Here is a 26867-nt window from a genome sequence, read left to right as displayed (position 1 = left end):
GGCTCCGACCCTACGCCCGGGGCGGCGCGGCCGGGCCCGATCCCGGGAAGCGTCGGGGGGCCTTTCGTGGTGTGATCGAAGGGCGAGGCAAGCAACGCTCCTGAGACGGGAGGAATCATGGCCGGCAAGCTGCGAGCCCGAGAGATCATGACCGGCGGGGTGCGCTGTATCGGCGCGCACGAATCACTTCAGGACGCGGCCAAGATGATGCGCGACCTGCAGGTCGGGGCCCTGCCCATCTGCGGTGACAACAACCGGCTCATGGGCATGATCACCGACCGCGACATCGTCATCACCTGCTGTGCCGAAGGTGTGGATCCGGCGACCGTGCAGGCCGGTTCGCTGGGCGGGGAACTGCACTGGATCGACGCCAACGCGGACGCCAACGAGGTCCTGCAGACCATGGAGAGCCACCACATCAAGCGTCTGCCGGTGATCGACGTCGACGGTGGCCACCGTCTGGTGGGCATGATCACCGAACAGAACCTCGCCAAGAACCTCAGCGACCGGCAGATCGCCGAGTTCGCCACCCGCGTGTACGCGACCGCCTGAGGGGGGCACCCCTGGCGCGGCCCGTACGGTCCGCCTGCCGGCCCGGCCCCGGCCGGGCATGCGGGCAGGCCGTCCGCGGCGCCACGGACGGCCTGCAACCCTCACCGTGCGTCATCCGGACACCCGGTGGGCCGGGTCAGCCGGATGATGCGGCACGCCGGGAATCCAGGAACTCCCCACGCCCCTCGACGGATACCGAATTCACTCGGCGGAGTCGGAGTGTGAGCGTGGTACGGCGAGCCGGATGCCCGGGAAAATGAGGTCCGGATTCGCGCCGATCACCTTTCGGTTGGCCCGATAGAATTCCTGCCAGCGGAATCCGTGGGCGGCGGCGATACCGCTCACCGTGTCGCCGGAATTCACGACGATCGTGCCGTGGGTACTCCGGTGCCGCATGGCCTTGTAGCGCTTTTCGTGGAACTGCGGGTGCCGGACCCGGGCGCGGGCCGGCGCCTGGACGTGCCGCCGCGGTGGGGTGTGCGCGGTGCCGGCCCGTGGAGTGCCGTGCCGGGCCGCCGAGTTGAGGCCGAGCCGGGCCGAGCAGGCGGGCCAGGCCCCCCAGCCCTGGCGTGCCAACACCCGTTCCGCCACCTGGATCTGCTGTGTGCGGGAGGCCCGCGCGGCCCGCGAGCCGTACGCCTGGCCGCCGAACGAGCGCCAGGTGTGGTGGGAGAACTGCAGCCCTCCGGAGAATCCGTTGCCGGTGTCGATCCGCCAGTTCCCTCCGCTCTCGCACCCGGCCAGCCGGTCCCAGGTGCCACTGTTCACCGCGGCGGCGGGCTGCTCGGCCGCCACGTTCAGTGCCCCGGCCGCCAGCAGGACGGCCGCCGCCGTGATGCCCCGGACCCCATTGCCCCGGAACTCGCCCCGGGCGGTCGATTCCGATACCTGAGGAAATTCCATGCGTTGCTCCCTCGCTCGCCGCGCAGTTCCCTGGCGGCTCTTCAGGAAACCGACGCCGTATCGGATTTCGCGGCGAGTGCGGTGGTGCGGGGTGCTCGTGCACTCGTCGGCGAATTCCGGTGCGGCGTCATGAATTCGACGGGCAAGAGACAACCACGCGCCGAGTTCGGCCGGGGAGAGCGCGCGGTAGCGCCGCCGCGGCCCGCCCTGCCCCCTTGTCGTGGCGGCGCGGCCGTGCCTGCGCGGGGTGTACCCGCCGTGACCGGCAGGGGCGCACCCCCCGTGCCGTGGCGCATCGCTCCAGGGCCGCCGGCGATCACTCACCCGCCGCGGGGGGTGTCCGCCGAGCGCATCCGGAGCTCTTGGTGCATGCGCTGCGCAGGCACGCATGCACCGCGCACAGACCTCTGGCCAGTGCTACGGCTCGTCGGGCCACGGGCTGTGCGGGCCACCACCCGTAGCGGCGGTCAGGGCCGGTGCCACTGACGCACCGCCGCGTCCGGCGCGAACCCAACTACCAGGTTTCGAACGCGAGTTACCGGCGACTAAACCTCACGCCAAAGTGGCATTGGCCACGTCGCGTGAGCAAAAGTGCAGGCCGGAGCGCAGTATGCAATGGGTCGATCGCTTTCTGCTGATTCTGTGCGAAGCCTGATCAACCCTGCGGGCCCCTCCCCTTGGTGAGAGGGACAGGAACGCCTTTCCGTTCCGCCCCCTCCGTAACGATGCGAAGCGGGGCAGCACCTCACAAGGAGGGAGGGCTCGTGGAGCACTCGCGGCACGAAGGGCCCTGGTGCGCGCTGGCACGGGTCGGCGTTCCACCGGTGGACCGCCACAGGACTCGACGCCCTTGTCCGCCGTGTGGTCCGCGCCGCCTCACGGACACGCGCGGAGCACCCGTACGCCCCCGCCCGCCCGTACGCCGGGCCGGCCCCCCGCGGCCCCCTCGGCCCGTACCGCCCGCGCCCCGGCGCGTCCCCGGACGTCGTCCGACCGCCCTCTGACGGTCACCACGCGCACCGCCCGGCAGGCACCCCATGCCCGCCGGGCCGCACCCATGAAGTGGAAGAGCGCTCAGCGCGGAGCCCCCCAGGTGAATCCGCCCCGAGGAGGGGTACGGGCCGGGCGGGACCGGCAAGGCTCGCCACGCGAGCGACCGGCACGGTCTCCAACCCGATCACCAGGAGGAGCGGCGGACATGCACACCGGAGAGAGCGATCACAGCAGCGCGGCCGAGCGGGCCGGGACCGCGGCACCGCCCGGCGGCACCGGCCGCGCACCGCTGGCCGGCACCGTGGCACTGGTGACCGGCGCCTCCAGCGGCATCGGCGCGGCCACCGCGCTGGCACTGGCCCGCGAGGGTGCCTCCGTCGCGCTGGTCGCCCGCCGCCGTGCCCGGCTGACGGAACTGACCGCGGCCATCGACGCGCTGGGCGGCCCGTCCCTGGCGGTGACCGCGGACCTGACCGACCCGGCCCGGCCTCAGCGCACCGTCGACGAGACCGTCGCCCGCTTCGGACGGCTCGACGTCCTGGTCAACAACGCCGGCTACGGCGCACGCAACCCCGTCGAGCAGAGCGACCCCGAGGAGTGGGACCGGATGGTCGACCTCAACCTCCGGGCGGTGCTTCGGATGTCGCACGCCGCGCTCCCGCATCTGCTCCGCGCCGCGGCCGACGGCCCGCGCGGCGTCGCCGACCTGGTGACCGTCAGCTCGGTCGCCGGCCGGGTGCCCCGGAAGGACAACAGCGTCTACTCCGCCACCAAGCACGCGGTGTGCTCCTTCAGCGAAGCGCTGCGGCAGGAGGTGACCGGACGCGGCGTCCGGGTCGGCCTGGTCGAACCGGGCATGACCACGACGGAGATGACGCTCGGCGGCCAGGCCGGGGCGGCCCACGGAATTCCGCAGGAGAGCTGGCTGCGGGCCGAGGACATCGCCCGCTCCCTCACCTTCATGGTGACCCAGCCGGCCCATGTCGCGATCAACGAGATCACGGTCCGCCCGACCGCACAGGAACGCTGACCCGGGGCGCACGGGGAAGGGGCGCACACCGACCAGGGGAGGGGCGCACGCCGAGGTGCCGGGCGGCCGGGGGAGGGCTACCGTCGGGGCCGTGCGACTGCTGCTCCTCTCCGACACCCATCTGCCCAAGCGCGCCAAGGCCCTGCCGCCCCAGCTGCTCGACGAGGTACCGCGCGCCGACGCCGTTCTGCACGCCGGGGACTGGGTCGACACCGCCACCCTGGACCTGCTCCAGGCCCGCGCCCGGCGGCTGATCGGGGTGTACGGCAACAACGACGGCCCGGAACTGCGCGCCCGGCTGCCCGAGGTGGCCTACGCCGAGCTGGCCGGCCTGCGGTTCGGCGTGGTGCACGAAACCGGCCCCGCCCAGGGCCGTGAGCGCCGCTGCGCCGCCCGCTTCCCCGACCTCGACGTCCTGGTCTTCGGGCACAGCCACATCCCCTGGGACTCGGTCGCGGACGGCCGGCTGCGCCTGCTCAACCCCGGCTCCCCGACCGACCGGCGACGCCAGCCGTACTGCACGTACATGACCGCACGGATCGCGTCCGGCCGGCTGACCGGGGTCGAACTGCACCGCCTGCCCCCGAGGACCTGATCCCCGAGGACCTGAGCCCCGTCGGCGGCGCCCCTCAGTACCCGAGCAGCCCCCGTACGTACGCCGCCTGTCCCGCATGCTGCAGACCGTCGGCGATCACGCTGACCAGGCGGACGCCCATGGTGACCGGCGGGGTCCAGGCCCGGTCGACGACGCGCTTCAGGTCCTTGTCGGCGATGCCGGCGAGATACTGCACCGTGTTGTCGTGAACGGCCTCGTGGTAGCCGGTCAGCAGCTCCTCGCCGATGTCCTTGACCGCCGCCACCTCCTTGCGGGAGTGGCCGTAACCGTGGTCGTCGGCGGAGAACGGCAGGCCGAAGCGCTCGTACCAGCCGTCCGACGTCCACAGCTGCTCGGTGCCGGCCACCCCGGCCAGGTGATCGTCCTGGATCCTGGTCAGATGCCAGACCAGCCAGCCGATCGAGTTGGCGTCCTCCTCGGGACGGGTGCTGAGCTCGTCCGGACCGAGTCCGGTGACCGCCTCCTCGACGGCCTCCCGGATCCGGCCGAAGGCATCGACGAGCAGGTCCGTGCTGGCGGTCATGACAGCCTCCTTGGCGGCGACACGGTTCCCCCGCGGCGCGCCCATCGTCGCAAGCCCGGCGCACGAATCGTGGGAGGCCGGTCCGTCCGCGTCACCACCACGGAGGCCACTGACGGCCGGATCCGATGTATCCGATATTCCGGGTCGGTCACGGCTGCAACCAGTGGGTGGGGCAAACAGTCCTACCGGGCATGAAAAGACGCTTCTCGCTGCGCATACCCCGGCGCATACCGCGGTGGTCCGGTGCCGGACGCCGGGCCGCCGCCGCGCTCGCCCTCACCACGCTGACCGTTCCGCTGACGGCCGCCCTCGGCGCCCCGGCCCAGGCCGCCACCGCGGCCTCGGCCTGCACCGCGTCCCGCGGCCCCTACCAGAAGCAGGCCGAGCGCTTCCTCGGACTGCCCGTGGACGGCCGGCAGTCGGCCGCCGACTGCCGCGCGATCCGGGCCTTCCAGACCAGCCACGGCATCACCCCGAACATCGGCTACGCCGGGCCCGTCACCTGGGGCGTGATGAGCCTGGTCGCCCAGCAGCGGGCGGCCGGCCACCACCCGAACAAGGCCCACCACTGCCCGACGAACAAGGGCCGCATCGCCTGCGTCGACCTCACCCGTCAGCTCAGCTGGATCCAGGACGGCTCCCGGCTGGTCTACGGGCCGGTGCCGATCCGTAGCGGCCGGGACGGGTACGAGACCCGCACCGGCGCCAAGAAGATCTACTGGCGCCATCTGCACCACGTCTCGACGCTGTACCACGTGGCCATGCCGTACAGCCAGTTCTTCGACGGCGGCCAGGCCTTCCACTCCATCAGTGGCAGCGTCTGGTCGGCCCCCGGCTCGCACGGCTGCGTCAACATGCGCAGCGGCGACGCCGCGAAGTACTGGTCCCTGCTGCGCACCGGCGACGACGTCCACGTCTACGGACGCAAGCCCGGCACCTGACGGGACCGGGCGACGCGGCCGGGCGACGGCCGGGGGGAGGTGCCGCGGAACGGACCGCCCCCCGGCCTGCCGGCCGGCCCGCTCAGCCGGTGGCCAGCAGCGTGTACAGCGCCATCGGCGTCACATAGCCCGACCAGCGGCCGTCCGCGAAGAGGTGCACCCCGCCGTCCTGGTAGCACTGGTCGACGAGCTGGGAGCAGATCATGTGCCGGGTGCTGGCGACGTAGCGGCGCAGGCCCGGAACGGGGACGTGGAACCGGTGCGTGGCGATCGCGAGGTAGTCGAGGAAGCTGTAGGGCACGCCGACATAGCGCGTGGCGGCCCGGCAGATGGCCGAGCGCTGCGCTTCGGTGAGCCCTTCCGGGCAGACGTAGAGCACCTCGGCGCCGTCGTACTCGGCGAGCGGCCGGATGCGCGCCCCGCCCGGCTCGGCCTCCAGTAGCCGGTCGTCGGGCAGGACCAGGAAGGCGTGTTCGTAGTCGGCGAAGCCGTCGCCGTTGATCCACTGTCCGAAGCGGATCAGCCGGCCGCTGACGCCGTTGATGCGGGTGAGCCCGATGTCGCCGGGCTGGGGGTGGGTGTGCTTCATGAGCGGCTCCCGGGAGCGCGAAGGGGTGAGGCGCGAAGGGGGAGAAGGAGAAGAGGGGATGGTGCGGAGAAGTGACGCGGAGGGGTGATACCCGCTGTGCGTGCCCGTGCACCCTGGGTGAGGGACCGGAAATTCGGTCAGCCCGTACAGGCGTCAGGTCGGTAGCGATGCCAGGGTGGTGCTGATGTCAGCGTGACGCTGATGTCAGGGTGGGGTGACTGGGTGTCAGATGTGTTGCTATGTCCGCCAGTTCCTGCCGTCCGCCGCTTCCCCGATGGCCGTGAGGATGTCGCGGGCCCAGTGGACGGGCGGCGGATCGTCGAGCAGCGCCGCCAGGCGGCCGAGGTGGGCGGCGCGTTCGTTGGGCGTCATGGTGAGCGACCGGTGCAGCGTGTCGACGAGGTCCTGTGGTGAGCGCGGGTCGGTGAGCAGTGCGGCGGTGCCGAGCTGGGCGGCCGCGCCGGTGTGCCGGGAGAGGATGAGGACCCCGCGGCGGCCGGTCGCGGCGTGGCTGGCGATGAACTCCTTCGCGGTGAGGTTCATCCCGTCCTGGAGGGAGGTCACCCAGAAGACCTCCGCCGCGAGGTACTGGTCGACCACCTCGGCGAACGGCAGGGCCCGCGGCAGATAGTCGATCGGACGCCAACTCCCGTGACTCCAGCGCCCGTTGACCTCGTTGATGGCGTGCTCCAGTGCCGCCCGGGTGGTGTCATGGATCCGGATCCCCGGCTCCGGCGGCGGACACACCAGCCGGAACACCAACGCGCCGCGCCATGCGGGGCGTTGGGAGAGCAGTGCGTCGATCGCCCGGACCTTCTCCAGCGGCGCCTTGGCGTAGTCGAGCCGCTCCACCGACAGGACCAGGGCCGGCCCGCCGCGGTCCGTACCGGCGCGGACGACGCGCGCGCGGGCCAGTTCCTCGACGGCCCGGCGGTCGATGCCCAGCGGATGCACCCCCGTACGGGGCATCCGCGCGGCGCCGGCCAGCACCTGCCGGAAGTGGCCGGCGAACGCCTCGGTGTGGAACCCGGCCCAGTCCAGGCAGGCGAGCGAGTCGCGGAGCTGGCCCGCGGTCGGCAGCCGGCCGAAGGCGTCCGCCGGGGGAAAGGGCGTGTGGTGGAACAGTCCCAGCCGCAGATCCGGGCGCGCGGCGCGCAGCATGCCGGGCACCAGCCACAGGTTGTAGTCGTGCAGCCAGACCGTGGCGTCACGGGCCGCATGGGCGCTCAGGTGGTCGGCGAAGCGGGCGTTGAACCGTTCGTAGTGACGCCAGGCCGAGGCGCGGTACCGCATCCGGCCGGGCTGCGACATCAGCACCGGCCACAGCGTCTCCTTGCAGGCACGGTGGAAGTACTCCGTCCACTGCACGCCGTCCACCGGCAGGAACGCCAGCGGAAGTCCCGTACGGTGCGGACGGCCGGGCTCCGGAGCGGCCTGCGGTGCGGTGCCGTCCTCGACCAGCGCGGTGGCCCACACCCCGTCCGGCCCCCCGGCGCCGAACAGGCCCTGCAGGGTGGGCAGTACGCCGTTGGGGCTCACCGGCCGCCGCCACCGTCCGTCGGCCCAGCGCACCGGCGGCCGGTGGTACCCGACCACCACGGCGTGCGGACGCGCGATCCAGCCCAGGCCCTCCAGGGCGGCGAGGATGCCGGCCGCACCGGCCCGGTCCGGCCGGTACACCTCGGTGCGGTCCGCGATCCGCTCCCGCAGGGCCGGCTCCGCCCCGCTCATCAGGACACCGTGGCAGCCGAGCTCGAACAGCGACAGGTCGTTGAGCGAGTCGCCCGCCACCAGTACCGACTCCATGGACCACTGGAGCTTGCGGGCGAGCAGGGCGAGCGCCCGGCCCTTGCTCGCCGGGGCGGGGAGCACATCGAAGTACCGCCCCGCCGAGTACGTCCATCCGCAGCCCAACTCCCTTACCGCGGCGGTGATGTCGTCGGAGAGCCGCCCGGGGCGCAGGAAGAACGAGCAGCGGCCCTCCTGGACCACCCCTCCTGGTACTCCAGCTCCGGGAACCGTGCCATCCGCTCGCGCACCCGCCGGTGTCCCGGCCAGCCTTCGCGCAGTTGGTTCTGCACCACGTCGACACGGCTCCGGTCCGATCCGTCGATCACGCTCGCCCCGACGTCGGCGATGATCCACCGGGGCCGGGGGACCAGCGGGTCCCGGTCCAGGATCCGCTCGACGGACGTCAGCGAGCGGCCGGTGGCGAACACCACGGTCACCTCGGGGTGCCGTTCCAGCGCCGCCCGCAGCCGCCCGCGGTCCGCGCGGTCACCGCCGAGCAAGGTGCCGTCCAGGTCGGTGACGAGCACCTTCGGCGCGGGGGCGGTCCGCTCTCCCGGTCGCAGCGATGTCATGGAGCCCCCGTTGTCCTCGGATGCCGTGGATGGGTGGAACGCGGAAGACGTTCCGCAGTGGTGCGCGAGGGTGCCGCCCGGTCATCCGGGGAGACGCGCGAGCCAGCGCTCCAGGCCCGCCGCGTCCGGGGCGGCGGCCGAACCCGCGGCCGTGACGGCCGCCGCGCCGCAGGCGACGCCGGCGGCCAGGCACCGGGCGAGCGTCCCGCCCGCCAGCCGCCGGTGCACGAAGCCCACGTTGAAGCAGTCTCCCGCCCCCGTGGTGTCCACGACCTCCATCGGCACCGACGGCTGCGCGATCCGTACACCGTCCTCGGCGGCCAGGGCGCCCGCGGCGTCCTGCTTGACCACGACGGTGCGCACCAGCCCGGCCAGCACCTCGACCGCCTCCGCCACGGAACCGGCCCCCGTCACCCGGAGCGCCTCAGCGGCGTTGGGGGCGAACACGGCCACCCTGCCGAGCACCTTCGCCACCTCCGGCATGTCCACCGTGCCCGGGAAGTCCTGGCAGTCCATGAACACCTCCGCCCCGATGCGGTCGGCGACGTCCAGCGCCTCGGACACCTCGGGTCCGTACTGGAGGTGCGGCAGCATCACCACCGCCGGCCGGTGGATCTCGATCAGCTCGGCCAACGGGCGGCCGGCGACCGGGTCTTCGTAGGACACCATCGCACGGTCGTCCGGCCGGGACAGGGCGACCGTCACCCGGCGCACGGGGCCCGGATGGTGCCGGAAGCCCCGCTCGTCCAGCCCCTCGTGGCGCGCGGCGGCCAGCACCTCCCGGCTGAACGGGGCGGTGCCGAAGTCCGTCGCCCAGACGGCCTCCCGGCCCAGCCGCCGCAGCCCCATGGCGAGGGTGTACGCCCCACCGGGTGCGGTCCCGAAGCCGTCGGCCCACACTTCCGTGCCGTACGCGACGGGTTCCGCCGGCCCCCGGAACACCAGATCCACCGAGTAGGCCCCGGCCACCAGCACCCGGCCGTCCACCGCGTCCCGCCCATGCGTCATGGCGGGACTGTAGGCAGCCACGCGGCGCAACAAACTGTTGAGAAGGAGAGTTGGCCGAAATGGCGGCCTTTCCCGGCCGGTGCGGCCCGAAGTGCGGTCTTGGGAAACCGCCTTGCGTCATGCCCTCGCCGGCCCGCGGGCGGCGAGATCCGCGGCGACGTTGTCCGCCGTCACCGACGGGACGCGTACCGCCTCGGTGTACTGAGGCCACCACTACGGGTACGTGACCTGCTGCCGCGCGCGGGCCGCCCCCGTGGCGAACCGTGCCGGCGTGGTGCCCAGGTGGCGGGTGAAGTGCCGGTTCAGATGCGCCTGGTCGTGGAATCCGACCGCCGCCGCGACCGCGGCCGGCCGCCGGCCGTCGAGCAGGAGCCGGCGCGCCGACTCGATCCGCTTCCCGGTCAGATAGGTGTGCGGCGGAAGCCCGTAGGCCTGTTTGAAGCAGCGGATCAGATGCGTCGGGTGGGCGTGCAGGGTGGCGGCGGCCTCCCGCAGTGAGAGGCCGGTCGTCACGCGTGCGTCGAGCAGCTCCCGCAACTCGGCGGCCAGCCGGCTTCCCTCGCGGCCGGGCGTGCGCGGCCGCCAGGTGGCGAGGTGCCCGTGCAGCCGCTCCCGTATGAAGGCCAGCCGGGACTCGGCCTCGAACCCGTCGCCCGGGTCCCCGAGGGCCGTGTGCAGCTGGTGGACGCGGCGGCGCAGCAGGGCGTCGTCGAGCAGCGGCCGGTCCACCGCGTGACCGGTCAGCCGCTCGGGAAGCACGGACGTGTCGAGGTAGAGCACCCGCTTGCGGAACCCGGTCGCGGTGACCGTCCGGCCGTCGTGGGGGACACCGGGAGGCAGCAGGACGACCGTCCCGGTGCCGGTCGCGCCATGACGGTCGCGGTCGAGCGCGAAGTCGACCGCTCCGTCGTCGAGGATCATCAGGTCCCAGGTGTCATGGGTGTGCGCCGGGTAGGCGTGGTCGGTGAAATGCGCATGCAGGACCTCGGAGATGCCCGGCACGGCGGGCCGCCAGGCCGTGACCGACGTACGGGGTGGGGCGACCGGCGGACCCGGCGGGTTGACCGGCGTACGGGGCCGGGGCGCGGACGGGGGCCGGTCTGCAGTCATGTCAGGAACGTACAAGACCGCCGAACGCGGCGTCCGGGAGGCTGTCACCAGCCCGGATGCGAACGGTCCGGGCCGACGTGCGGTAAGGAAGGACCGGTATGCCCCAGGCTCCCGTCGCGATCAATCTCGCCGACAGACTCGCGCAGTTCTCCGACCTGTGGTCGCAGAAGAAGGTGGCCGACCTCAATGACTACGAGGTCAAACTCGCCAAGCTGAAGGGGGAGTTCGTCTGGCACACCCACGAGGACACCGACGAGCTGTTCCTGGTCATCAGCGGCCGGCTCACCATCCAGCTGCGGGACGGCGATGTGGTCCTCGGCCCCGGCGAGTTGTTCGTCGTGCCCCGAGGCGTCGAGCACTGCCCGGTGGCGGACGAGGAGACCGCCATCCTGCTGCTCGAACCGGCCGGCACGCTCAACACCGGTGACGCCGGAGGCCCGAGGACGAAGGCGGCCGAGGTCCTGGACTAGCCGAGGACGCCGGCCGCTTCAGGTCGCTGTGCCGCCTCCCGTCACGCGGGAGGCGGCACCGGCGGATGCGTCAGTGCTGCACCACGAACGCCCGCCCGTGCTTGGCGCCGGACCCGCACGACGACTTCTCGGCGGCGGTCATCTTGCGGGTCTTGACGGTCACCGCGTTGCTCTGCCCGTCCGTCCCGTTGGTCGCGGGACCGGTCACGGTGTCCGGCACGAACCAGTAGTAGTGGCCCCACTTCGGGCTGTCGTAGTGCGTCTGCCAGGTGCCGGAGACGGTCTGCATGACCTGCGCGCGAGAGATCCAGCCGACCTCACCGGGCTTGACGGTCATGGTGAGGGAGCTGTTCTCGGTGTGCGAACTGGACCAGGTGTGGCTGTACGTCGCGGTGACGCTCAGGTCGATCAGGTCGGCGATCTTGCCGCCGACGGTCACCGAAACGCCCGCGGAGTCCGTCGAACCCACCGTGTCCGACCAGCCCATCGACTGGGTGGCGTCCGAAGTGCTGCAGTTGAAGAGCGAGTCGGAGACCTGGTGGAAGTCCCCGAGGTACGCCTTGCCGAGCACCGGCTCGTTGAAGCTGCACTTGCCCTCGCCGGAGGCGCAGTCCGCCATGAGCTGCTCGCGCGTCGGGCCGTCCGCCGCGACGGCCGGTGCGGCCATCGCGGTCACGAGTCCCAGCGCCACCGCGGACAGCACCGCTCCCCGGCTCGCCGACCGTATGCCGCCGCTCGTCCGCTCTCTCTTCCGCCGGTTCGTCGTGCTCATGCGCGCCCGCTCCTCGTGTCTTTCGTCCGTGTCCGTCGCTGTTGCGTCTGAGACTGGTGTGAAAACTGATTCAACTACACCAAGAATTCGCAAAGTTGTAGTTGAGGGTGCAACAGACCATTTAGAGGGCGTCCGGAGCGCTGGCTCCTTTGAGGACGGTGCGGACGGTGCGGGATACGAAGTCCTGGTCCAGCGGGAGTTGACGTAGCGTCAGGCGGAACCAGGCGGCGCCGGCCAGCAGATCCACCAGCAGTGCGGGATCGGCGTCCGCCGCGAGTTCGCCGCGGGCGACGGCCCGTTCGAAGACCGGCAGCTCGCGCGCGAGTCGATCGGCGAAGAACTCCCTTATGTGGCCCGCGAGTTCGGGACTGTGGGTGACGGCGCCCAGCGTCGCCACCGCGATGTCGCAGGACGGCGGTGCGGTGAGGAGGGTGACGATCGCCCGGAGCAGGGCCTCCAGGTCGCCCTGGAGGCTGCCGGTGTCGGGCAGTTCGAAGTCGAGCCGCCGCGCCCCGATGAGCGCGGCACCCAGAAGGGCGCCCTTCGAGGGCCACCAGCGGTAGATCGTGGTCTTGTTGACGCCGGACCGCTGGGCGACGCCCTCGATGGTCAGCCCCTCGTAGCCGTGGGCCGCGAGCAGATCCAGCGTCGCGTCGAAGATCTCCTGCGCCTTCCGCGGCCCGCCGGCCCGCTTCCCGCCGGGGCGCTCGCTCCGCTCATCCCCTTCGGTCCGCCGCCCGCGTCCGCCCGGTCGCTCACTTCCGCTCATGGGTGAAGCCTAGCAGCGAAAAACAACGCAACGTTGCGTTGCATTTCCTGTTAGCGTGCCGGGCATGAAACCACCCTCGGAAGCCGGGCTGCCCCTCGTCTTCGTCCACGGCATGCGCGTCAGCGGCACGATGTGGCACCCCGTGATCCACGCGATCGGCACCCGCCATCCCGCGGTCGCCCCCGACCTGCCGGGCCACGGTTCCCGGCGCGGCGAACCGTTCACCCTGCCCGGCGCCGTGGCGGCGGTCGCCGACGCCATCGACGAGGTCGGCGGCCGGGCGATGCTCATCGGCCTGTCCCTGGGCGGCTATGTCGCCACGGCCACCGCGGCCCGCCACCCGGAACGCGTCAGCGGGCTGATGGCGATGGGCTGCACCGCCGTACCCCGCGGAGTGCTCCGCACCGCCTACCGCGGAGCGGCGCGCCTCGGGGGCAGGCACCCCGAGGCGGCCAACCGGCTGAGCGCCTACGCCTTCCGCCGTGCGCTCCCCGCCCCGCTGGCCGAGGCCATGGTCGCCGGCGGTCTGAGCAGCGAGCTGATGCCGAGCATCATCGAGACCGTCTGCGGGATGGACCCGGTGTCCCTGCTCTCGGCCTATCCCGGCCCGGTCTGGCTGGTGAACGGGGCCCGCGATCAGCTCCGCCGCGACGAGCGCCGCTTCCTCGCGGCGTGCCGGGACGGCCGCCTCGTCGTCCGGCCGGGCTGCGGACACCTCTCCGTCCTGTCCGACACGGCCGCCGTCACGCGCCAGATCCTCGACGCCGCCACGGTCGTGGCCGCCCGCACCCACGCCCCCACCGCCGCAGACGGTACCGAGCACGAAGGAGCCGCACGATGACCGCACGGGAATGGACCGCCGAGGAGTCCCTGGAGTGCACCGCCCCGCCGCACGTCCTCTATCAGGCCGTGTCGGACCTCCGGCGGATGAAGGAGTGGAGTCCGGAAGTCATCGGGGTGTGGCGGCGCGGCGACCGGTTCGTGGGGTTCAACCGCCGGGCCTTCTGGGTGTGGTTCACCCACTGCCGGATCGTCGTCGACGAACCCGGCCGGGAGTTCGCCTTCGACGTCGCCACCTTCGGCCTGCCGGTGGCCCGTTGGGGCTACCGCTTCGCCCCGGCGGCGGACGGCAGCGGGACCCGGGTCACCGAGTACTGGATCGACCACCGGCGCGGCGGCTGGCGCTCCCGGATCGCCGAAACGCTCGGACTGCTCTTCACCGGCACCCCGGCCGGCCGGCGCGCCGCACGCAACCGCGCCGGTATGCGGTCCACGCTGCGACGGCTCTGCGCGGCCTGCCAACTCCCGTGATCCCACGGATGGTCCGGGCCGGGTGCGGGCCGTCACACCGCCTCGGCCCGGGTGGCCACCACGAGCCGGCACCGGGGGCTGCCGTCCGGGCGCCGGCCGAGCTCCGGCAGGGCGTGCAGCCGTACGGCGAAGCCGGCACGCGCCAGTTCCGCACGGACGGCACTCAGCCGGAACGGCCGGTAGTACATGACGAACGGCGGGTGCCACAGCGCGTTGCGGACCCGCATCGCCGCGTCGAACCCCGCCAGCATCCAATACGCGGCCGACCCCGGCCGGGACGGCGCCGCGATCGGGAACGCGAACCGGCCACCCGGCCGCAACACGGAGCGGACCTGCGCGAACAGCCCGGGACGCTCGCCCGGCAGGAAGTGCCCGAACGCCCCGAAGCTCACCACGAGGTCGAAGACCGGCCCGAAGGGCAGGGCCCGCGCATCCGCGCGCACCCAGTCCATCCGTGGCGCCCGGGCGGGCACCGGCTCACGGGCGCGGCCCACCGCGAGCATCCCGGCGCTGAGGTCGACGCCGGTCACCCGCTCCCGGCACACCTGCCGCAGGACGTCCATGCCCGCGCCCGTACCGCAGCACAGATCGAGGCCGCTCCCGAACGGGCCGAGCTCGCGCAGCACCCGCGACACCGGAGCCAGCACCGACTCCGGCGTCCGGAACGGCGTGTGGTCGAACTTCGGGGCGAGCAGGTCATAGCCGTGCTCGACGGACGACAGCGCCTGAACGGCGAGTTCCCGGAACGTGGGACCTTCGGGTGCGAACATCCGCCTCAGCATAGGTCCGTCCACGGTCGAAGGGGCCGGTCCGGACCGGCGTCACAGGCCCAGGAGCTGTATGAGCGCGGCGCCCAGGCCCCCCACACCCAGGGCGAAGGCCGCACAGCCCAGACCACCGTCCCGCCACCGGAACGGCCGGTCCAGCGCGAAACGCCCCGGCCCGATCGCCGCGATCGAGAGCGCGACCGCGCCGAGGCACAGCGGGTACTCGATGCCGCCGTCGGTCGTCCAGAGCCCGTGCGGAACGCCGAGGATCATCGCGTTGATCATCACGCCGATGACGGCGGCCGCGGCGAGGGGGGTGAACAGACCGGCCGCGAGCCCGAGGCCGCCGAGGAATTCGGAGGCGCCGCACAGGCCCGCGTAAAACCTGCCCGGGTGGAAACCGAGGGCGGCGAAGGCCCTGCCGGTTCCGCCGAGCCCGTGGCCGCCGAAGAAGCCGAAGAGCTTCTGGGCGCCGTGGCCGGCCATGAGCAGGCCGACGGCCAGGCGCAGGAGGAGCAGACCGAGGTCCGCGCCGAGCGGGGGAGAGCGAAGGGTGTCGGACCGGGCCTGCACGTCCGGCCGACGCTCAGCGAGCAATCTCATGATGGTGTCGATTCCGGCACCGGCGCGTCGGGTGCCGCGGTGTCGAACACCGGCGCCGGTGCGCTCACAGTGGGAACGTCGAGATGGGTGGCGCAAGGCCGGTCCGTGCCGACCTGTCGAGTGCTGTGTCCGGAGGAGGCCGGGCGGGTTCGGGCCCGGGCCCCCTACGGCCGATGGTGCTACGCCCGGGAGCCGCTGCCTAGAGGCTCAGGAAAATTTCCTTTCCTCTTCAAGAGCGCCGCCCGGCCCCGGCAGCGCGGCCCCGGAATCGATGCCCAGCCGGGCGTCGAGCCAGTCGAAGACGCGCTGCTCGAAGAGGGCGCGGCCCAGCGGTGCGCAGTGCAGGTGGGAGCCTTCGGCCTCGGTGAAGCGGATCAGTTCCTTGGGGCCCGGCAGGGCGTCGAAGAGGCGTGCCGACGCGCCGGGCCAGAAGTGCTCGCCCTCGGGGTCCGTGATGAGCAGCGGGGTGGTGATCCGGTGGACCACCGGCAGCACGGTGTACCGGGAGACCTCGGTGAGCAGGTCGAAGGGCGACTCGATGCCGTACGGTTTCGCCCGCCAGCGCCACCTGGCGGCCAGCTCGGGGGACTCCGCCATGGCCTCGCGCAGCACCCGGTCGAAGGTCTCGCGGTCGCCGGATTCCCACAGTGCGCGCAGGTCAGGTCCCAGATTCGGCCACCAGCTCGCCACCACCTCGACGACCCCGGGATCGGCGACAGCGGCGGCGATGCGGTGCTCGAAGGCGAGCGCGCGGGGCACCCAGTAACCGGCCTGGCTGATCCCGGCGAGGACGAGCCGCTCGGCGTCGACGTCGGCGCGGGCGGTCAGGAAGTCGACGACCGGCGTGATCACCCGCTCCCAGTCGGGGCGGAAGGTGACCCCGTGCTCGAACAGCAGGGACTGCTGGCCGGGCCCTGCGCGACTTCGCCCCGCGGCCCCTGACCTGGCATGATCGCGGGCATGGCTGAACGCGTGATCGCCGCATGTGACGGCGCCTCCAAAGGAAACCCCGGGCCCGCGGGCTGGGCCTGGGTCCTCGCCGATGCCGGGGAGACCGTCGTCCGCTGGGAGGCCGGTCCGCTGGGCACCGCCACCAACAACGTCGCGGAGCTCACGGCGCTGGAACGCCTGCTCACGGCCACCGACCCGGCCCTGCCGATGGAGATCCGGATGGACTCCCAGTACGCGATGAAGGCCGTCACCACCTGGCTGCCCGGCTGGAAGCGCAAGGGCTGGAAGACCGCCGCCGGCAAGCCCGTCGCCAACCAGGAACTCGTCGTCCGCATCGACGAACTGCTCGCCGGCCGCACGGTGGAATTCCGCTATGTGCCCGCGCACCAGGTGGACGGCGACCGGCTCAACGACTTCGCCGACCGCGCCGCCAGCCAGGCCGCGACCGTCCAGGAGGCCGCCGGCAGCGCCCTCGGGTCGCCGGAGCCGCCGGCCGCCGCGGACAGCGCCCGGCCGGCCGGCACCCGCCGCCGCGCCACCGCCGGCCCCACGGCGAAGACGGCCTCCACACCGCGCCGCCGTACGTCCGGGAGTTCCGGCCGTACGCTCAACGCCAAGTTCCCCGGCCGCTGCCGCTGCGGACGCTCGTACGCGGCCGGGGAACCCATCGCGAAGAACCCGGACGGCTGGGGCCACCCGGACTGCCGCGACGGCGTCGGCGCGGCCGCGGACTGACCGGGCCGCCTTCGGCGGGGCTCCGGTAGGCGAACCGAGGCAGGAAGAACTGGGTCGTCGGGCCGACCGCGAGCGCGTACAGCACGGTGCCGGCACCGACGCTTCCGCCGAGCAGCCGGCCCACGACGAGCACGCTGATCTCGATCAGCGTCCGGACCAGCCGGAGCGATCGCCCGGTGGCTGCGGACGCGCCGGTCATCAGCCCGTCCCGGGGGCCCGGGCCGCACCGCGCGCCCACGTAGACGGCGATGGCGAACGCGTTGAGGAGCACGCCGCCGGTGAGCAGGCCGATCCGGGCGGGGAGCCCGAGGTGCCGGGGGAGGAGCCAGAGGCCGAGGTCGGACGAGCCCGCCAGGACCACGATGTTGGCGAAGGTCCCGAAGGTGGGCCGCTGCCGCAGGGGGATCCACAGGAGCAGGACGAGCGCCCCCACGAGGCCGGTGAGGGTGCCGAAGCTCAGGCCGGTGCGCTCCGCCAGCCCCTCGTTCAGCACGCTCCAGGGACTGAGCCCCAGTCCGGCCCGCACCATGAGCGAGAGGCTGCATCCGTAGAGGGTGAGGCCGGCGAACAGTTGGAGCAGCCGCCGCAACGGGCGCTCGGCGAGGGGGAGATGGGTGAGCGGGGGAGGGGCGGGCACCGGGGCCTTCCGGGGGCGACGATCCCGGTCCGTCGTGGTGATGTCCTGCCGCATGGGCGGTTGCCTCCTGCCGTACGTGACGCCGTACGTCTCCACGTACGGCGTCACCTCCGTCTGCACAGTTGCCTTCCGGCCCGCGTTCCAGGCCAATGCGGCCACTCTGTAGAGTGATTGGCCCGGACAACACGGCCAATCACAGGAGAATGGTGTGGTGGACGCAGCTCCGTCCCGGCCCGCGGGCCGGGCCCCCCGCCCGGGCCGGACCGTGGGGGCCCGGCAGCTCGCCGCGTTGCTGCCCGACCCGGCGGGGGCCCGGCCCGCCTACCGCCATCTCGCCCAGGCCCTCAGCACGTTGATCCTCGACGGCCGCATCGCGCTGCACGCCACCCTCCCCGCCGAGCGGGAACTGGCCGTCGCACTCGGCACGAGCCGGACCACCATCACCGCCGTGTACGACCTGCTGCGCGAGAGCGGCTACGCGCACAGCCGGCAGGGCTCCGGCACCTGGACGGACCTGCCCGAGGGCCGTACCCCGCGCGGCATTTCACGGCTCATCGGCCCGCAGGACACCGCGATCGACCTGGCCAGAGCCGCCCCGGGGCTGCCGCAGCAGACGCTCGTCGACGCCCTCACCCAGGTCGCCCCGCAACTGGCCGAGCACGCCCCCACCCCCGGCTACCACCCCTACGGCCTGCCCGACCTGCGCGCCGCCGTCGCCGAACGCTTCACCCGGCGCGGCCTGCCCACCCTCCCCGAACAGATCCTGGTGACCTCCGGCGCCCAGCACGCCCTCACCCTCGTCATCGGACTGCTCTGCCGCCCCGGCGACCGGGTCATGGTGGAGAACCCGTCCTACCCGAACGCCCTGGAGGCCCTGCGCCGCGCCCAGCTCCGTACCGTGTCGGTCCCGGTGACGGACGAGGGCTGGGACATCGAGATCATCGAGTCCACCCTGCGCCAGGTCGTGCCCCAACTGGCCTATCTGATACCGGACTTCCACAACCCGACCGGCTTCCTGATGCCCGAGCGGGAACGCGTCCGCACCCTGCGCGCGGCGGCGCGCTCCGGCACCTGGCTGGTCATCGACGAGACCCTGGCCGACCTCGCCCTCGACGTCCCCGCCCCGCCGCCGTTCGCCTCGCACGCCACCCCTGGCGGCACCGGGCAGGTCATCACCATCGGCTCGATGAGCAAGACCCACTGGGGAGGGCTGCGCATCGGCTGGCTGCGGGCCCCCGCCCGGCTCGTCACCGAACTCGCCGGCCAGCGCGTCGCCACCGACATGGGCGGTTCCGTCGTGGACCAGCTGCTGGCCCTCACCCTGCTGGCGCAGGCCGGGGACCTGCTGCCGGCCCGCCTGGAACAGCTGCGCCGGCAACGCGCCGCCCTCGCCGCGGCCCTGGCCGAGCACACCCCGCAGTGGACCTGGCGGCTGCCGCCCGGCGGGCTGTCGCTCTGGGTCGACCTGGGCGAGCCGGTCGCCTCGGCGCTGGCGGAACGGGCGCTGGAGCACGGTGTGCGGATCGAGAGCGGTGCCTACTTCGCCACCGACCCGGGCCTCTTCGAACAGCGCCTGCGCATTCCCTACACCACGCCGGCGGACACCCTGCGCGAGGCGGTGCAGCGCATGGCCACCGCCCTCGCCGACGACCTCACGGTCCGGTCCGCCGCCCGTCGGCCCCACTGGGTGGCGTGAGGGCCGCCGCGGTGGCCCGTACGAAGCCCGCCGGATTGTCGAGCATGATGTTGTGCCCGCAGTCCGGGACGGCCACGACCTGTACCCCGCCCGGACGAGGGCGTCGGCGCCGGGGAGCGGACCGTCGGCCTCCGGGAGCAGGTAGGTACGCGGGACCGCCAGCTCCAGCAGCAGCTCCCGCAGGGTCGGCGAGGTGCCGCGTACGAGGTGGACGGCGCTGCGGTGCAGCGCCTCCCGGCCGGCCAGGCGCATGGTGGACCACCAGTGCGCCCCGGCCCGCTCGCCGACCTCCGCCCAGCCGCCGGAGCGGAACTCCTCCTCGGAGTACGCGGCGATGCCGCGGCTGCCGCCGGCCCCGGGCGCCGGCGTGAGCGGATCGAGGTTGGCGTCGACGAGCACCAGGCGGGACACCAGCCGCGGATGCCGGGCGGCCAGGACGATCGCCACCGAACCGCCCATGCTGTGCGCGATCAGCTCGGCCCCGGCGACCCCGGCCGACTCCAGGGCGGCGGCCAGGGCATCGGCGTGCGCTTCCAGGGTGTAGTCGAAGTCCGTGGGGCGGTCGCTGATGCCGTGCCCGAGCAGATCGACGAGCAGGGAGCGGCGGCCGGCCAGTTGGGGGTGCACCGCCACCTCGGTGAAGTACGGGAGCGACGCGGCGCCGAGCCCGTGCACGTACACCCGGCAGGGCTCGGCCCCCGGCAGCTCCACCCACCGCATCCGGTCGCCCCCGGGCGTCACCGTGGCACTTCGCACAACCTGCTCCCTCGCAGCGTTCCTCTTGCCCATGTCGCGCCACACGGTGCGTACGGAATGACCCGCACGCCCGTGCGCACGGTCATTCTCCCGGTCCCCTCCCGCAGCGTTTCCGGAAGGTCCCCGGAACGCCCCGGCTGGGCCGATTCGGCCAGTTCCGGGCGAAGCGCCTGCTGAACCGGGTCCGCGCCGGGGACGATGGTCATCAGCGACGATGTTCCCGGCACCAGGAGCCCTCCATGACCACGGACCGCCACGGGCACGTGATGAGCGACACCAGTTCCGAAGCCCTCGGCCACTACGAACAGGCGCTGGACGACCTGCTCTTCTTCCGGCCGCGGGTGGTGGACTCGGCCCGGGCCGTGCTCGCCGACTCGCCGCGGTCGGTCATGGGCCGGGCCCTCGCCGCGTATCTGGGCGTGCTCGGCACCGAGGAGAAGGACGCGGCGGAGGCCCGCACGGCCTTCCACGGCTTCCTCGCCGACCTGGACGAGGGGAAACTGACGCCCCGTGAGCGGATGCACCTCGCCGCCGCGACGACCTGGCTGGACGGCGATCTGCACGGGGCCGGGCGCATCCTCGGCGACCTCACCGTGGCCTTCCCCCGCGACGTGCTCGCCCTCATCGCCGGGCACCAGCACGACTTCCTCACCGGCGACGCCCAGCGGCTGCGCGACCGGGTCGGCGGGGCCCTGGACGCCTGGGACACACACGATCCGCACCACGGACCGCTGCTCGGCATGTACGCCTTCGGCCTGGAGGAGTCCGGCCACTACGAACGCGCGGAGGAGACCGGTCTGGCCGCCCTCGCGCAGCACCCGAACGACGTCTGGGGCATCCACGGCGTCGCGCACACCTACGAGATGCGCGGACGCTTCACCGACGGCATCCGCTTCCTGGACGACCGCACCGGCGACTGGTCCGGCGACACCCTCCTCACCGTCCACAACTGGTGGCACTACGCCCTCTTCACCCTGGAGACCGGCAACACCGCCCGGGTCCTGGAGATCTACGACGCGGCCCTGCACCGCGAGGGGTCCCCGGGCGCGGCGATGGAACTGCTGGACGCCGCCGCCCTGTTGTGGCGGCTCCATCTGGCCGGCGACGACCAGGGCACCCGCTGGGCCCGGCTCGCCGACGCCTGGGAGCGCCGGGCCGACGGTCCGCACTACGCCTTCAACGACGCCCATGCCGTCATGGCCTACGTCGGCGCCGACCGCATCGACCGGGCGGAGCGCCTCGTCAAGGACCGGGAGAACTGGGTGACTTCGGCCCCCGTGGTTTCCAACCGGTGGATGACCGCGGAGATCGGCCTGCCGGTCTGCCGCGCCCTGATCGCCTACGGCCGGCACGACCACGCCGCGGCCGTCGAGCACCTGCTGCCCGTCCGCCACCGCCTCAACGACTTCGGCGGCAGCCACGCCCAGCGGGACGCGATCCAGCGCACCCTCGTCGAGGCCGCCCTCCACGCGGGCCGGACGGACCTGGCCCGCACCCTGCTCAGCGAACGCGCCAACCTGCGCCCGGTCTGCCCGTACAACTGGTCCGCCAAGGCCCGGCTCGCCGACCTGCTCGGCGACCCCGCCGGGGCCACCGCCGCGCGCCGGCGCGCCACCGACCAGGCCACGGCCTGAGCCGCACGGGACGAAGGGGGTAACGGTCATGGATCGAGTGCTCAGGTGGCTGGTGTGGGCCATGGGAATCGCCTGTGTGGCGATCGGGGCGTTCCACCTCGTGCTGGGCATCGCCTCGGTGCCGGGCGAGGGATCGGCCGGTGCGACGGTGGACAGCCGGGAGCGGTTCTACAACGCGATCTTCCTCGGGTACGGACTGGCCTGGATCTGGGCGGCCCGGCAGTCACCGATCCCGGCGAAGGCGGTGCGCGCGCTCGCCGGGATCTTCCTGCTCGGCGGGATCGGCCGGCTGCTCTCGCTGGCGGTGCACGGTCCGCCGCAGTGGTTCCAGGTCCCGTTGACCGTCCTGGAGCTCGTGCTGCCGCCGGTGTACTTCTGGCTGGCGGACGCGGACGAGCGGACCCGGGCGGCGACCGCGGAGCCCTGACCGGCGACCTGCCGGACGGGCGACAGAACAGATTTTCGAATCTCTCGGTACGCTGGAGGCATGGGCACGCAACTCCAGGGCTCGCTCTTCGACCAGACCGACGAGATCCGTCTCGGCCCGCTGCGCGGCATACGCCGGACCGAGCTCGGTGACGGGGCCTGGATCGATCTGCTGCCCGGCTGGCTGAGCGGCGCGGACGCGCTGTTCGTACGGCTCGCCGCGGACGTTCCCTGGCAGGCCGAGCGCCGCCAGATGTACGACCATGTCGTGGACGTCCCGCGGCTGCTCGCCTTCTACCAGGCCGACGACCCCCTGCCGCACCCCGTCCTCACCGAGGCCAGGGCGGCGCTCTGCGCCCACTACGCAGACGAACTGGGCGAACCGTTCACCACGGCCGGGCTCTGCTACTACCGCGACGGCCGGGACAGCGTGGCCTGGCACGGCGATCGCACCGGCCGCGACCGCCGGGCGGACACCATGGTCGCCATCCTGTCCGTGGGCGCGCCCCGGGACCTGCTGCTCCGGCCGCGCCGCGGCGGCAGCACCGTACGGCGGCCGCTCGGGCACGGCGATCTGATCGTCATGGGCGGCTCCTGCCAGCGGACGTGGGAGCACGCCATACCCAAGAGCACCCGGGCGGCCGGACCGCGGATCAGCATCCAGTTCCGGCCGCACGGCGTGCGCTGACCGGCGGCCCGTCCGATGCCCCGCGACACGGCCCCGCACCCGGCCGGCGACCCCGTTTTCACGACAACTTCCGCCGCGCGCTGACCGGAATGCGTCCCCGGGGCAACGTCCGCGCCGTCCCGTCGGTCCTACCGCGCGGACTTCATCCATCACCTTCCTTTGGGGGCAGAAATGCGACGGTTGGCGACAGCGGCCACGGTGGTCGTCCTGACGGGCGCCGGGGTGCTCGGGACGGCCGGAATGGCCGGCGCCGCGACCGGCCCGGTGGGCACGCACGGCACGGTCACCGCCTGCACGACGAACTGGGGGAGCCTCGACAAGACCGCGACCGAGGCGAACGCCCAGCCGTTGAAGAACATCACCACCAGCCAGAACACCTGCTACGACCGCATGGTCTTCGACATCGGCGGCGCCACCGGCAAGGTCGGCTACCACGTCGGCTATGTCGACGCCTTCCACCAGGACGGCTCCGGCGAGCAGATACCGGTCCAGGGCGGTGCCATCCTGCAGGTCTACGTCTCCGCCCCGAGCTACGACCCGGCGACCGGCAAGCAGACCTACACCGGGACGGCCGGCAAGCCGCTGCCGGGCGTGAACATCAGCGGATACCGGACCTTCAAGGACACCCGCTTCGGGGCGAGCTTCGAGGGCCAGACGCAGATCGGCCTCGGCGTGCGGGCCAAGCTGCCGTTCCGGGTGCAGCAGTCCGGCAACCAGCTGATCGTGGACGTCGCCCACACCTGGTGAGCCGCGGCCTCCTGCGGTGAAGCGGTAAACCACGCTCCGGCACAGCGGACCCCGGGGCCGGCCCGGCCCCGGGTCTGGCCACCGGGGCGTCCGGGCATATATGCCTGTGCCGATGCCCGTGCGCAGCCTGGTGCGGGTGTGGCGGACCCGGGAATTCCGCGGAAGGAGCTGGCGATGGAACGGACCACGTGCTGTGTGGTGGGCGGCGGGCCCGCCGGAATGGTCCTCGGCCTGCTGCTGGCCCGGGCCGGCGTGGAGGTCACCGTCCTGGAGAAGCACGGCGACTTCCTGCGCGACTTCCGCGGCGACACCGTGCACCCCTCGACGCTGGCGCTGCTGGACGACCTCGGCCTGGGCAAGCGGTTCGCGGCCCTGCCGCAGCGGCGGGTGACGAGCGTTCAGCTGCCGCTCGGGCCTGGCCGTTCGCTGGTCACCGTCGGCGACATCGGGTCACTGCCGGGCAAATTCAACTACATCGCGATGGTGCCGCAGTGGGACCTCCTCGACCTCCTGGCCGACGAGGCCCGGCAGGAGCCGTCGTTCTCCGTCCGTATGAGTACGGAGGCGACGTCGTTCCTCATGGAAGGGGGGCGGGTGTCCGGGGTGCGGTACCGCACGTCCGACGGACGCACCGGGGAGCTGCGGGCCACCCTCACCGTGGCCTGCGACGGCCGCGGCTCGCTGGCCCGGACGCTGCCCGAACTGGGACGTGAGGAGTTCGCCTGCCCGATGGACGCCTGGTGGTTCCGGCTGCCGCGGCGGGACGGCGATCCGCACGGGCTCGTGGGCGGCGTCGGCGACCGCTTCCTCACCGCCATGATCGACCGTGGCGACTACTGGCAGTGCGCCGGGCTGATCCCCAAGGGGACCGACACCGAACGCCGTGCCGCCGGCCTCGACGCGTTCATGGACCAGTTCACCGCCGCCGTTCCCTGGCTCGCCGACCGGGCGCACGCCGTGCGGTCCTGGGACGAGGTCAAACTCCTCGATGTGCGCCTCGACCGGCTGCGGCGCTGGCACCGGCCGGGGCTGCTGTGCATCGGTGACGCCGCGCACGCGATGTCACCGGTCTTCGGCATCGGCATCAACCTCGCCGTCGAGGACGCGGTGGCCGCCGCCCGCTACCTCGTCGAACCGCTGCGCGCCGGGACGGTGGGCCTGTCGGACGTCCGCGGCGTCCAGCGCCGCCGGTGGCCGACGACGGTGCTCACCCAAGATCTGCAACGGGTGGCGCACGCCCGGGTCATCGAGCCGGTGCTGACCGGCCGGCCCCCGTCCGGCCATCCGCGGCGCACCGAGCGGCTGGCCGAACTGCTCACCCGCTCCCGGTGGTTGAACCGGGTGCCGGCGTACTTCCTCGCCTACGGAGCCCTGCGCGAACGCCCGCCGGCCGCCTCGGTGCGCTGACCGGCTCGCCGCGCCGGCCGGTTCGCCGGCCCCGAAAACCGTTTGACGCCCGCCGCCGTCCGGCGGTCGGATGGCGCCCCATGAGCAGCACAGGGCAGAGGCGTCCCGGCCCGTACCCCCTCGACGACGACCTCGTACGGCGGCTGATCGCCGGGCAGTTCCCACACTGGGCCGAGCTGCCGGTGGAACGGTTTCCGTCCGGCGGCACGGTCAACGCCATGTACCGGCTGGGCGACGCCATGGTCGTACGGCTGCCGCTGGTGGAGGGTGGGGCCCCGGACATCGCGTTGGAACAGGAGTGGCTGCCCCGTCTCGCGCCGCGGCTGCCGACGGCCGTCCCCGAGGTGCTCGCGGCCGGGGAGGCCGCCGAGGGTATCCGTGGCCGTGGTCGGTGTACCGGTGGCTGGCGGGGGAGAACCCGGAGGCGGGCGCGCTGAGCGAGCCGGTGCTGCTGGCCGAGGATCTGGCCGGGTTCGTGACGGCGATGCGGAGCCTCACCCTCCGTGGGGCGCCCGCGGCCTACCGCGGAGGTCCGCTCGCCTCGCTCGACGCGGCGACCCGGGCGGCCGTCGAGGAACTGCGCGGGATCCCGGAGGAGGCCGTGGACTGCGATGCGGTGGCCGCGGTGTGGGCGGACGCGCTGCGCGCCCCCGGCTGGGACGGGCCCCCGGTCTGGCTGCACGCCGATCTGATGCCGGGCAATCTGCTGGTGGACGGCGGCCGGCTGACCTCGGTGATCGACTTCGGGTGCATGGGGGCGGGCGATCCGGCCTGCGACCTGTTCCCGGCGTGGAACCTGCTGCCGGCCGACGCCCGGAAGGTGTTCCGCGAGGCGCTGGACGTGGACGACGCCACCTGGACCCGCGGCCGGGCCCGGACGCTCTCCCAGGCGCTGATCGCGCTGCCGTACTACCGGCACACCAACCCGACGATGGCGCGCAACGCCCGGCATGTGATCCGGGCGGTGCTGGCAGAGGGCTGAGGTTCCAGGGGAGGGCTGAGGTTCCGGGGGAGGGCTGAGGCCACCGGCTGAGGACCGAGGCTCCTCAGCCCTCGTCCGCGAGGCTCCTCGCCATCAGACCACCTCGGCCATCTCGGCCTGCAGATCCGTCGCCTTGCGCAGGAGGCCGCGCATGACGACGACGAGCATGGCGATTCAGGCGCTGAGGGCCCCGAGGCCGTCGAGGACGCACCGCAGGCCGAACTCGAACCGCTCGTCCGGCCCGGTGTCCTCCGCCTCGATCACCCGGCGGGCGAGCTGCGGGTACCCGCCGCCCTCGATGACCTCGCGCATGTACGGACCCACGCTGGCCCGCCACTGCTCCTTGGTCAGGCCGGTCCGCTGCTGGGCCCGGGATTCGGCGAGTTCATGGGTGGCCGCGCCGTGCACGTACGCCAGCACGGTGTCGACGACGCGGGTCGCGAGGGTGATGTCCGGGGTGAGCGCACCGGCCGCGGTGAGTGCGACCTCGTGGTGGCGCAGCGAGTGCGCGCCGAGCGCCGGGCGGCCGGTGAGCTCGGTGCCGAGCCAGGGGTGCCGCAGCAGACCGGCCCGCACCTGTCGCGCCACGTTCCCGAGGTCGGTGCGCCACTCGCCGGTCAGTGCGGGCGGCTCCTCCGCGCCGTGCACCTCGTTGATCATCAGGTCGAGCAGCTCGTCCCGGCTGGCGACATAGCGGTAGAGCGAGGCGGTGCCGGACCGGAGCTCGGCGGCCACCCGGCGCATCGACACCGCGGGCAGTCCCTCGGCATCCGCGATCGCGAGGGCCGTCCGCACGATCTGCTCCACGCTCGGGGCCTGGCGGCGCGGGGTGCGCCGGTCCTTCGTCCAGACCAGGGGTGGCGCGGGCTCCTTCGCCGCGTCGGCCAT

27 protein-coding genes and 3 pseudogenes are annotated in these 26867 nt (G+C 73.0%); 15 read left to right on the top strand and 15 right to left on the bottom strand.

Annotated elements, in window-relative coordinates:
• Nucleotides 1-117 precede the first annotated feature (117 nt).
• Nucleotides 118-552, top strand: coding sequence for a CBS domain-containing protein (locus OJ254_RS24470; RefSeq protein ID WP_265364084.1), 435 nt, complete (start codon nt 118-120; stop codon nt 550-552).
• 201 nt (nt 553-753) lie between these two features.
• Here the strand turns inward: OJ254_RS24470 and OJ254_RS30760 are convergent, their stop codons facing one another.
• On the bottom strand, nt 754-1455 hold the full coding sequence (locus tag OJ254_RS30760; protein ID WP_279351661.1) for a LysM peptidoglycan-binding domain-containing protein: 702 nt from the start codon (nt 1453-1455) through the stop codon (nt 754-756).
• 1198 nt (nt 1456-2653) lie between these two features.
• Here OJ254_RS30760 and OJ254_RS24455 point away from each other — a divergent pair.
• Complete coding sequence (locus tag OJ254_RS24455) at nt 2654-3478, top strand: SDR family oxidoreductase (protein WP_265364083.1); 825 nt, start codon at nt 2654-2656, stop codon at nt 3476-3478.
• 91 nt (nt 3479-3569) lie between these two features.
• Nucleotides 3570-4073 (top strand): metallophosphoesterase family protein, encoded by a 504-nt coding sequence (locus OJ254_RS24450; RefSeq protein ID WP_265364082.1) that lies wholly within the window; start codon nt 3570-3572, stop codon nt 4071-4073.
• Nucleotides 4074-4107: 34 nt separating this feature from the next.
• On the opposite strand, the gene OJ254_RS24445 is transcribed toward OJ254_RS24450, so the two are convergent.
• A complete protein-coding gene (locus tag OJ254_RS24445; protein WP_265364081.1) occupies nt 4108-4617 on the bottom strand; it encodes a mycothiol transferase in 510 nt (169 codons plus the stop codon).
• A 191-nt stretch (nt 4618-4808) separates the two neighbouring features.
• Here OJ254_RS24445 and OJ254_RS24440 point away from each other — a divergent pair, with 191 nt between their 5' ends.
• Nucleotides 4809-5558, top strand: a complete 750-nt coding sequence (locus tag OJ254_RS24440) for a L,D-transpeptidase family protein (RefSeq protein WP_265364080.1) — start codon at nt 4809-4811, stop codon at nt 5556-5558.
• Nucleotides 5559-5640: 82 nt separating this feature from the next.
• Here OJ254_RS24440 and OJ254_RS24435 read toward each other — a convergent pair whose 3' ends face one another.
• The 5 genes from OJ254_RS24435 to OJ254_RS24415 form a co-directional block, all read right to left on the bottom strand.
• Nucleotides 5641-6147: a C40 family peptidase gene (locus tag OJ254_RS24435; RefSeq protein WP_265364079.1), complete on the bottom strand. Its 507-nt coding sequence runs from the start codon at nt 6145-6147 to the stop codon at nt 5641-5643.
• 237 nt (nt 6148-6384) lie between these two features.
• Nucleotides 6385-8139 (bottom strand): trehalose-6-phosphate synthase, encoded by a 1755-nt coding sequence (locus OJ254_RS24430; protein ID WP_265364078.1) that lies wholly within the window; start codon nt 8137-8139, stop codon nt 6385-6387.
• Nucleotides 8067-8510 (bottom strand): HAD family hydrolase, encoded by a 444-nt coding sequence (locus tag OJ254_RS24425; RefSeq protein ID WP_265364077.1) that lies wholly within the window; start codon nt 8508-8510, stop codon nt 8067-8069. Before OJ254_RS24425 ends, OJ254_RS24430 begins: the two co-directional genes overlap by 73 nt.
• A gap of 81 nt (nt 8511-8591) precedes the next feature.
• Complete coding sequence (locus OJ254_RS24420; RefSeq protein WP_265364076.1) at nt 8592-9518, bottom strand: carbohydrate kinase family protein; 927 nt, start codon at nt 9516-9518, stop codon at nt 8592-8594.
• A 213-nt stretch (nt 9519-9731) separates the two neighbouring features.
• Complete coding sequence (locus OJ254_RS24415; RefSeq protein WP_265364075.1) at nt 9732-10628, bottom strand: helix-turn-helix domain-containing protein; 897 nt, start codon at nt 10626-10628, stop codon at nt 9732-9734.
• A 98-nt stretch (nt 10629-10726) separates the two neighbouring features.
• On the opposite strand from OJ254_RS24415, the gene OJ254_RS24410 reads away from it, so the two are divergent.
• On the top strand, nt 10727-11098 hold the full coding sequence (locus OJ254_RS24410) for a cupin domain-containing protein (RefSeq protein WP_265364074.1): 372 nt from the start codon (nt 10727-10729) through the stop codon (nt 11096-11098).
• Between the two features lie 70 nt (nt 11099-11168).
• On the opposite strand, the gene OJ254_RS24405 is transcribed toward OJ254_RS24410, so the two are convergent.
• Nucleotides 11169-11870: a hypothetical protein gene (locus OJ254_RS24405; RefSeq protein ID WP_265364073.1), complete on the bottom strand. Its 702-nt coding sequence runs from the start codon at nt 11868-11870 to the stop codon at nt 11169-11171.
• Between the two features lie 121 nt (nt 11871-11991).
• Complete coding sequence (locus OJ254_RS24400) at nt 11992-12639, bottom strand: TetR/AcrR family transcriptional regulator (RefSeq protein WP_265364072.1); 648 nt, start codon at nt 12637-12639, stop codon at nt 11992-11994.
• A 64-nt stretch (nt 12640-12703) separates the two neighbouring features.
• Here OJ254_RS24400 and OJ254_RS24395 point away from each other — a divergent pair, with 64 nt between their 5' ends.
• Nucleotides 12704-13480 (top strand): alpha/beta fold hydrolase, encoded by a 777-nt coding sequence (locus OJ254_RS24395; RefSeq protein ID WP_265364071.1) that lies wholly within the window; start codon nt 12704-12706, stop codon nt 13478-13480.
• Nucleotides 13477-13950, top strand: a complete 474-nt coding sequence (locus OJ254_RS24390) for an SRPBCC family protein (protein ID WP_265364070.1) — start codon at nt 13477-13479, stop codon at nt 13948-13950. Before OJ254_RS24395 ends, OJ254_RS24390 begins: the two co-directional genes overlap by 4 nt.
• A gap of 32 nt (nt 13951-13982) precedes the next feature.
• Here the strand turns inward: OJ254_RS24390 and OJ254_RS24385 are convergent, their stop codons facing one another.
• From OJ254_RS24385 to OJ254_RS24375, 3 genes are all read right to left on the bottom strand, one after another.
• A complete protein-coding gene (locus OJ254_RS24385) occupies nt 13983-14720 on the bottom strand; it encodes a class I SAM-dependent methyltransferase (protein ID WP_265364069.1) in 738 nt (245 codons plus the stop codon).
• Nucleotides 14721-14771: 51 nt separating this feature from the next.
• Complete coding sequence (locus tag OJ254_RS24380; RefSeq protein ID WP_265364068.1) at nt 14772-15320, bottom strand: DoxX family protein; 549 nt, start codon at nt 15318-15320, stop codon at nt 14772-14774.
• Between the two features lie 207 nt (nt 15321-15527).
• A complete protein-coding gene (locus OJ254_RS24375; RefSeq protein WP_265364067.1) occupies nt 15528-16172 on the bottom strand; it encodes an alpha/beta hydrolase family protein in 645 nt (214 codons plus the stop codon).
• Between the two features lie 96 nt (nt 16173-16268).
• On the opposite strand from OJ254_RS24375, the gene OJ254_RS24370 reads away from it, so the two are divergent.
• On the top strand, nt 16269-17006 hold the full coding sequence (locus tag OJ254_RS24370; RefSeq protein WP_265364066.1) for a ribonuclease H family protein: 738 nt from the start codon (nt 16269-16271) through the stop codon (nt 17004-17006).
• Here OJ254_RS24370 and yczE read toward each other — a convergent pair.
• Nucleotides 17005-17697: pseudogene (yczE, locus tag OJ254_RS31920) on the bottom strand (membrane protein YczE); the annotation flags it as partial. The gene OJ254_RS24370 and the pseudogene yczE sit on opposite strands and share 2 nt — an antisense overlap.
• Before the next feature lie 154 nt (nt 17698-17851).
• On the opposite strand from yczE, the gene yczR reads away from it, so the two are divergent.
• Complete coding sequence (gene yczR / locus OJ254_RS24360; protein WP_265364065.1) at nt 17852-19339, top strand: MocR-like transcription factor YczR; 1488 nt, start codon at nt 17852-17854, stop codon at nt 19337-19339.
• Here the strand turns inward: yczR and OJ254_RS24355 are convergent.
• Nucleotides 19296-20095 (bottom strand): annotated as a pseudogene (locus tag OJ254_RS24355) (alpha/beta fold hydrolase). The gene yczR and the pseudogene OJ254_RS24355 sit on opposite strands and share 44 nt — an antisense overlap.
• A gap of 239 nt (nt 20096-20334) precedes the next feature.
• On the opposite strand from OJ254_RS24355, the gene OJ254_RS24350 reads away from it, so the two are divergent.
• The 6 genes and pseudogenes from OJ254_RS24350 to OJ254_RS24325 all read left to right on the top strand — a co-directional run bounded on the left by OJ254_RS24350 (nt 20335) and on the right by OJ254_RS24325 (nt 25979).
• Complete coding sequence (locus OJ254_RS24350; RefSeq protein ID WP_265364064.1) at nt 20335-21729, top strand: tetratricopeptide repeat protein; 1395 nt, start codon at nt 20335-20337, stop codon at nt 21727-21729.
• Between the two features lie 28 nt (nt 21730-21757).
• Nucleotides 21758-22156 carry a DUF4345 domain-containing protein gene (locus OJ254_RS24345; protein ID WP_265364063.1) on the top strand — a complete coding sequence of 133 codons (399 nt, stop codon included), beginning with the start codon at nt 21758-21760 and terminating at the stop codon, nt 22154-22156.
• A gap of 60 nt (nt 22157-22216) precedes the next feature.
• Nucleotides 22217-22843, top strand: a complete 627-nt coding sequence (locus OJ254_RS24340; RefSeq protein WP_265364062.1) for an alpha-ketoglutarate-dependent dioxygenase AlkB family protein — start codon at nt 22217-22219, stop codon at nt 22841-22843.
• Nucleotides 22844-23014: 171 nt separating this feature from the next.
• Nucleotides 23015-23590 (top strand): AMIN-like domain-containing (lipo)protein, encoded by a 576-nt coding sequence (locus OJ254_RS24335; RefSeq protein WP_265364061.1) that lies wholly within the window; start codon nt 23015-23017, stop codon nt 23588-23590.
• 174 nt (nt 23591-23764) lie between these two features.
• Nucleotides 23765-24997, top strand: coding sequence for an FAD-dependent oxidoreductase (locus OJ254_RS24330; RefSeq protein WP_265364060.1), 1233 nt, complete (start codon nt 23765-23767; stop codon nt 24995-24997).
• An 80-nt stretch (nt 24998-25077) separates the two neighbouring features.
• Nucleotides 25078-25979 (top strand): annotated as a pseudogene (locus tag OJ254_RS24325) (aminoglycoside phosphotransferase family protein).
• 174 nt (nt 25980-26153) lie between these two features.
• Here the strand turns inward: OJ254_RS24325 and OJ254_RS24320 are convergent.
• Entirely contained in the window at nt 26154-26867 is a 714-nt protein-coding gene (locus tag OJ254_RS24320; RefSeq protein ID WP_265364059.1) for a TetR/AcrR family transcriptional regulator C-terminal domain-containing protein, read from the bottom strand.

The organism is Streptomyces endophytica (genome assembly GCF_026153355.1).
GTDB classification, from domain to species: domain Bacteria; phylum Actinomycetota; class Actinomycetes; order Streptomycetales; family Streptomycetaceae; genus Streptomyces; species Streptomyces endophytica.
Note: the sequence above shows the minus strand (reverse complement) of the source record. Positions and strands in the feature narration are given on the sequence as shown.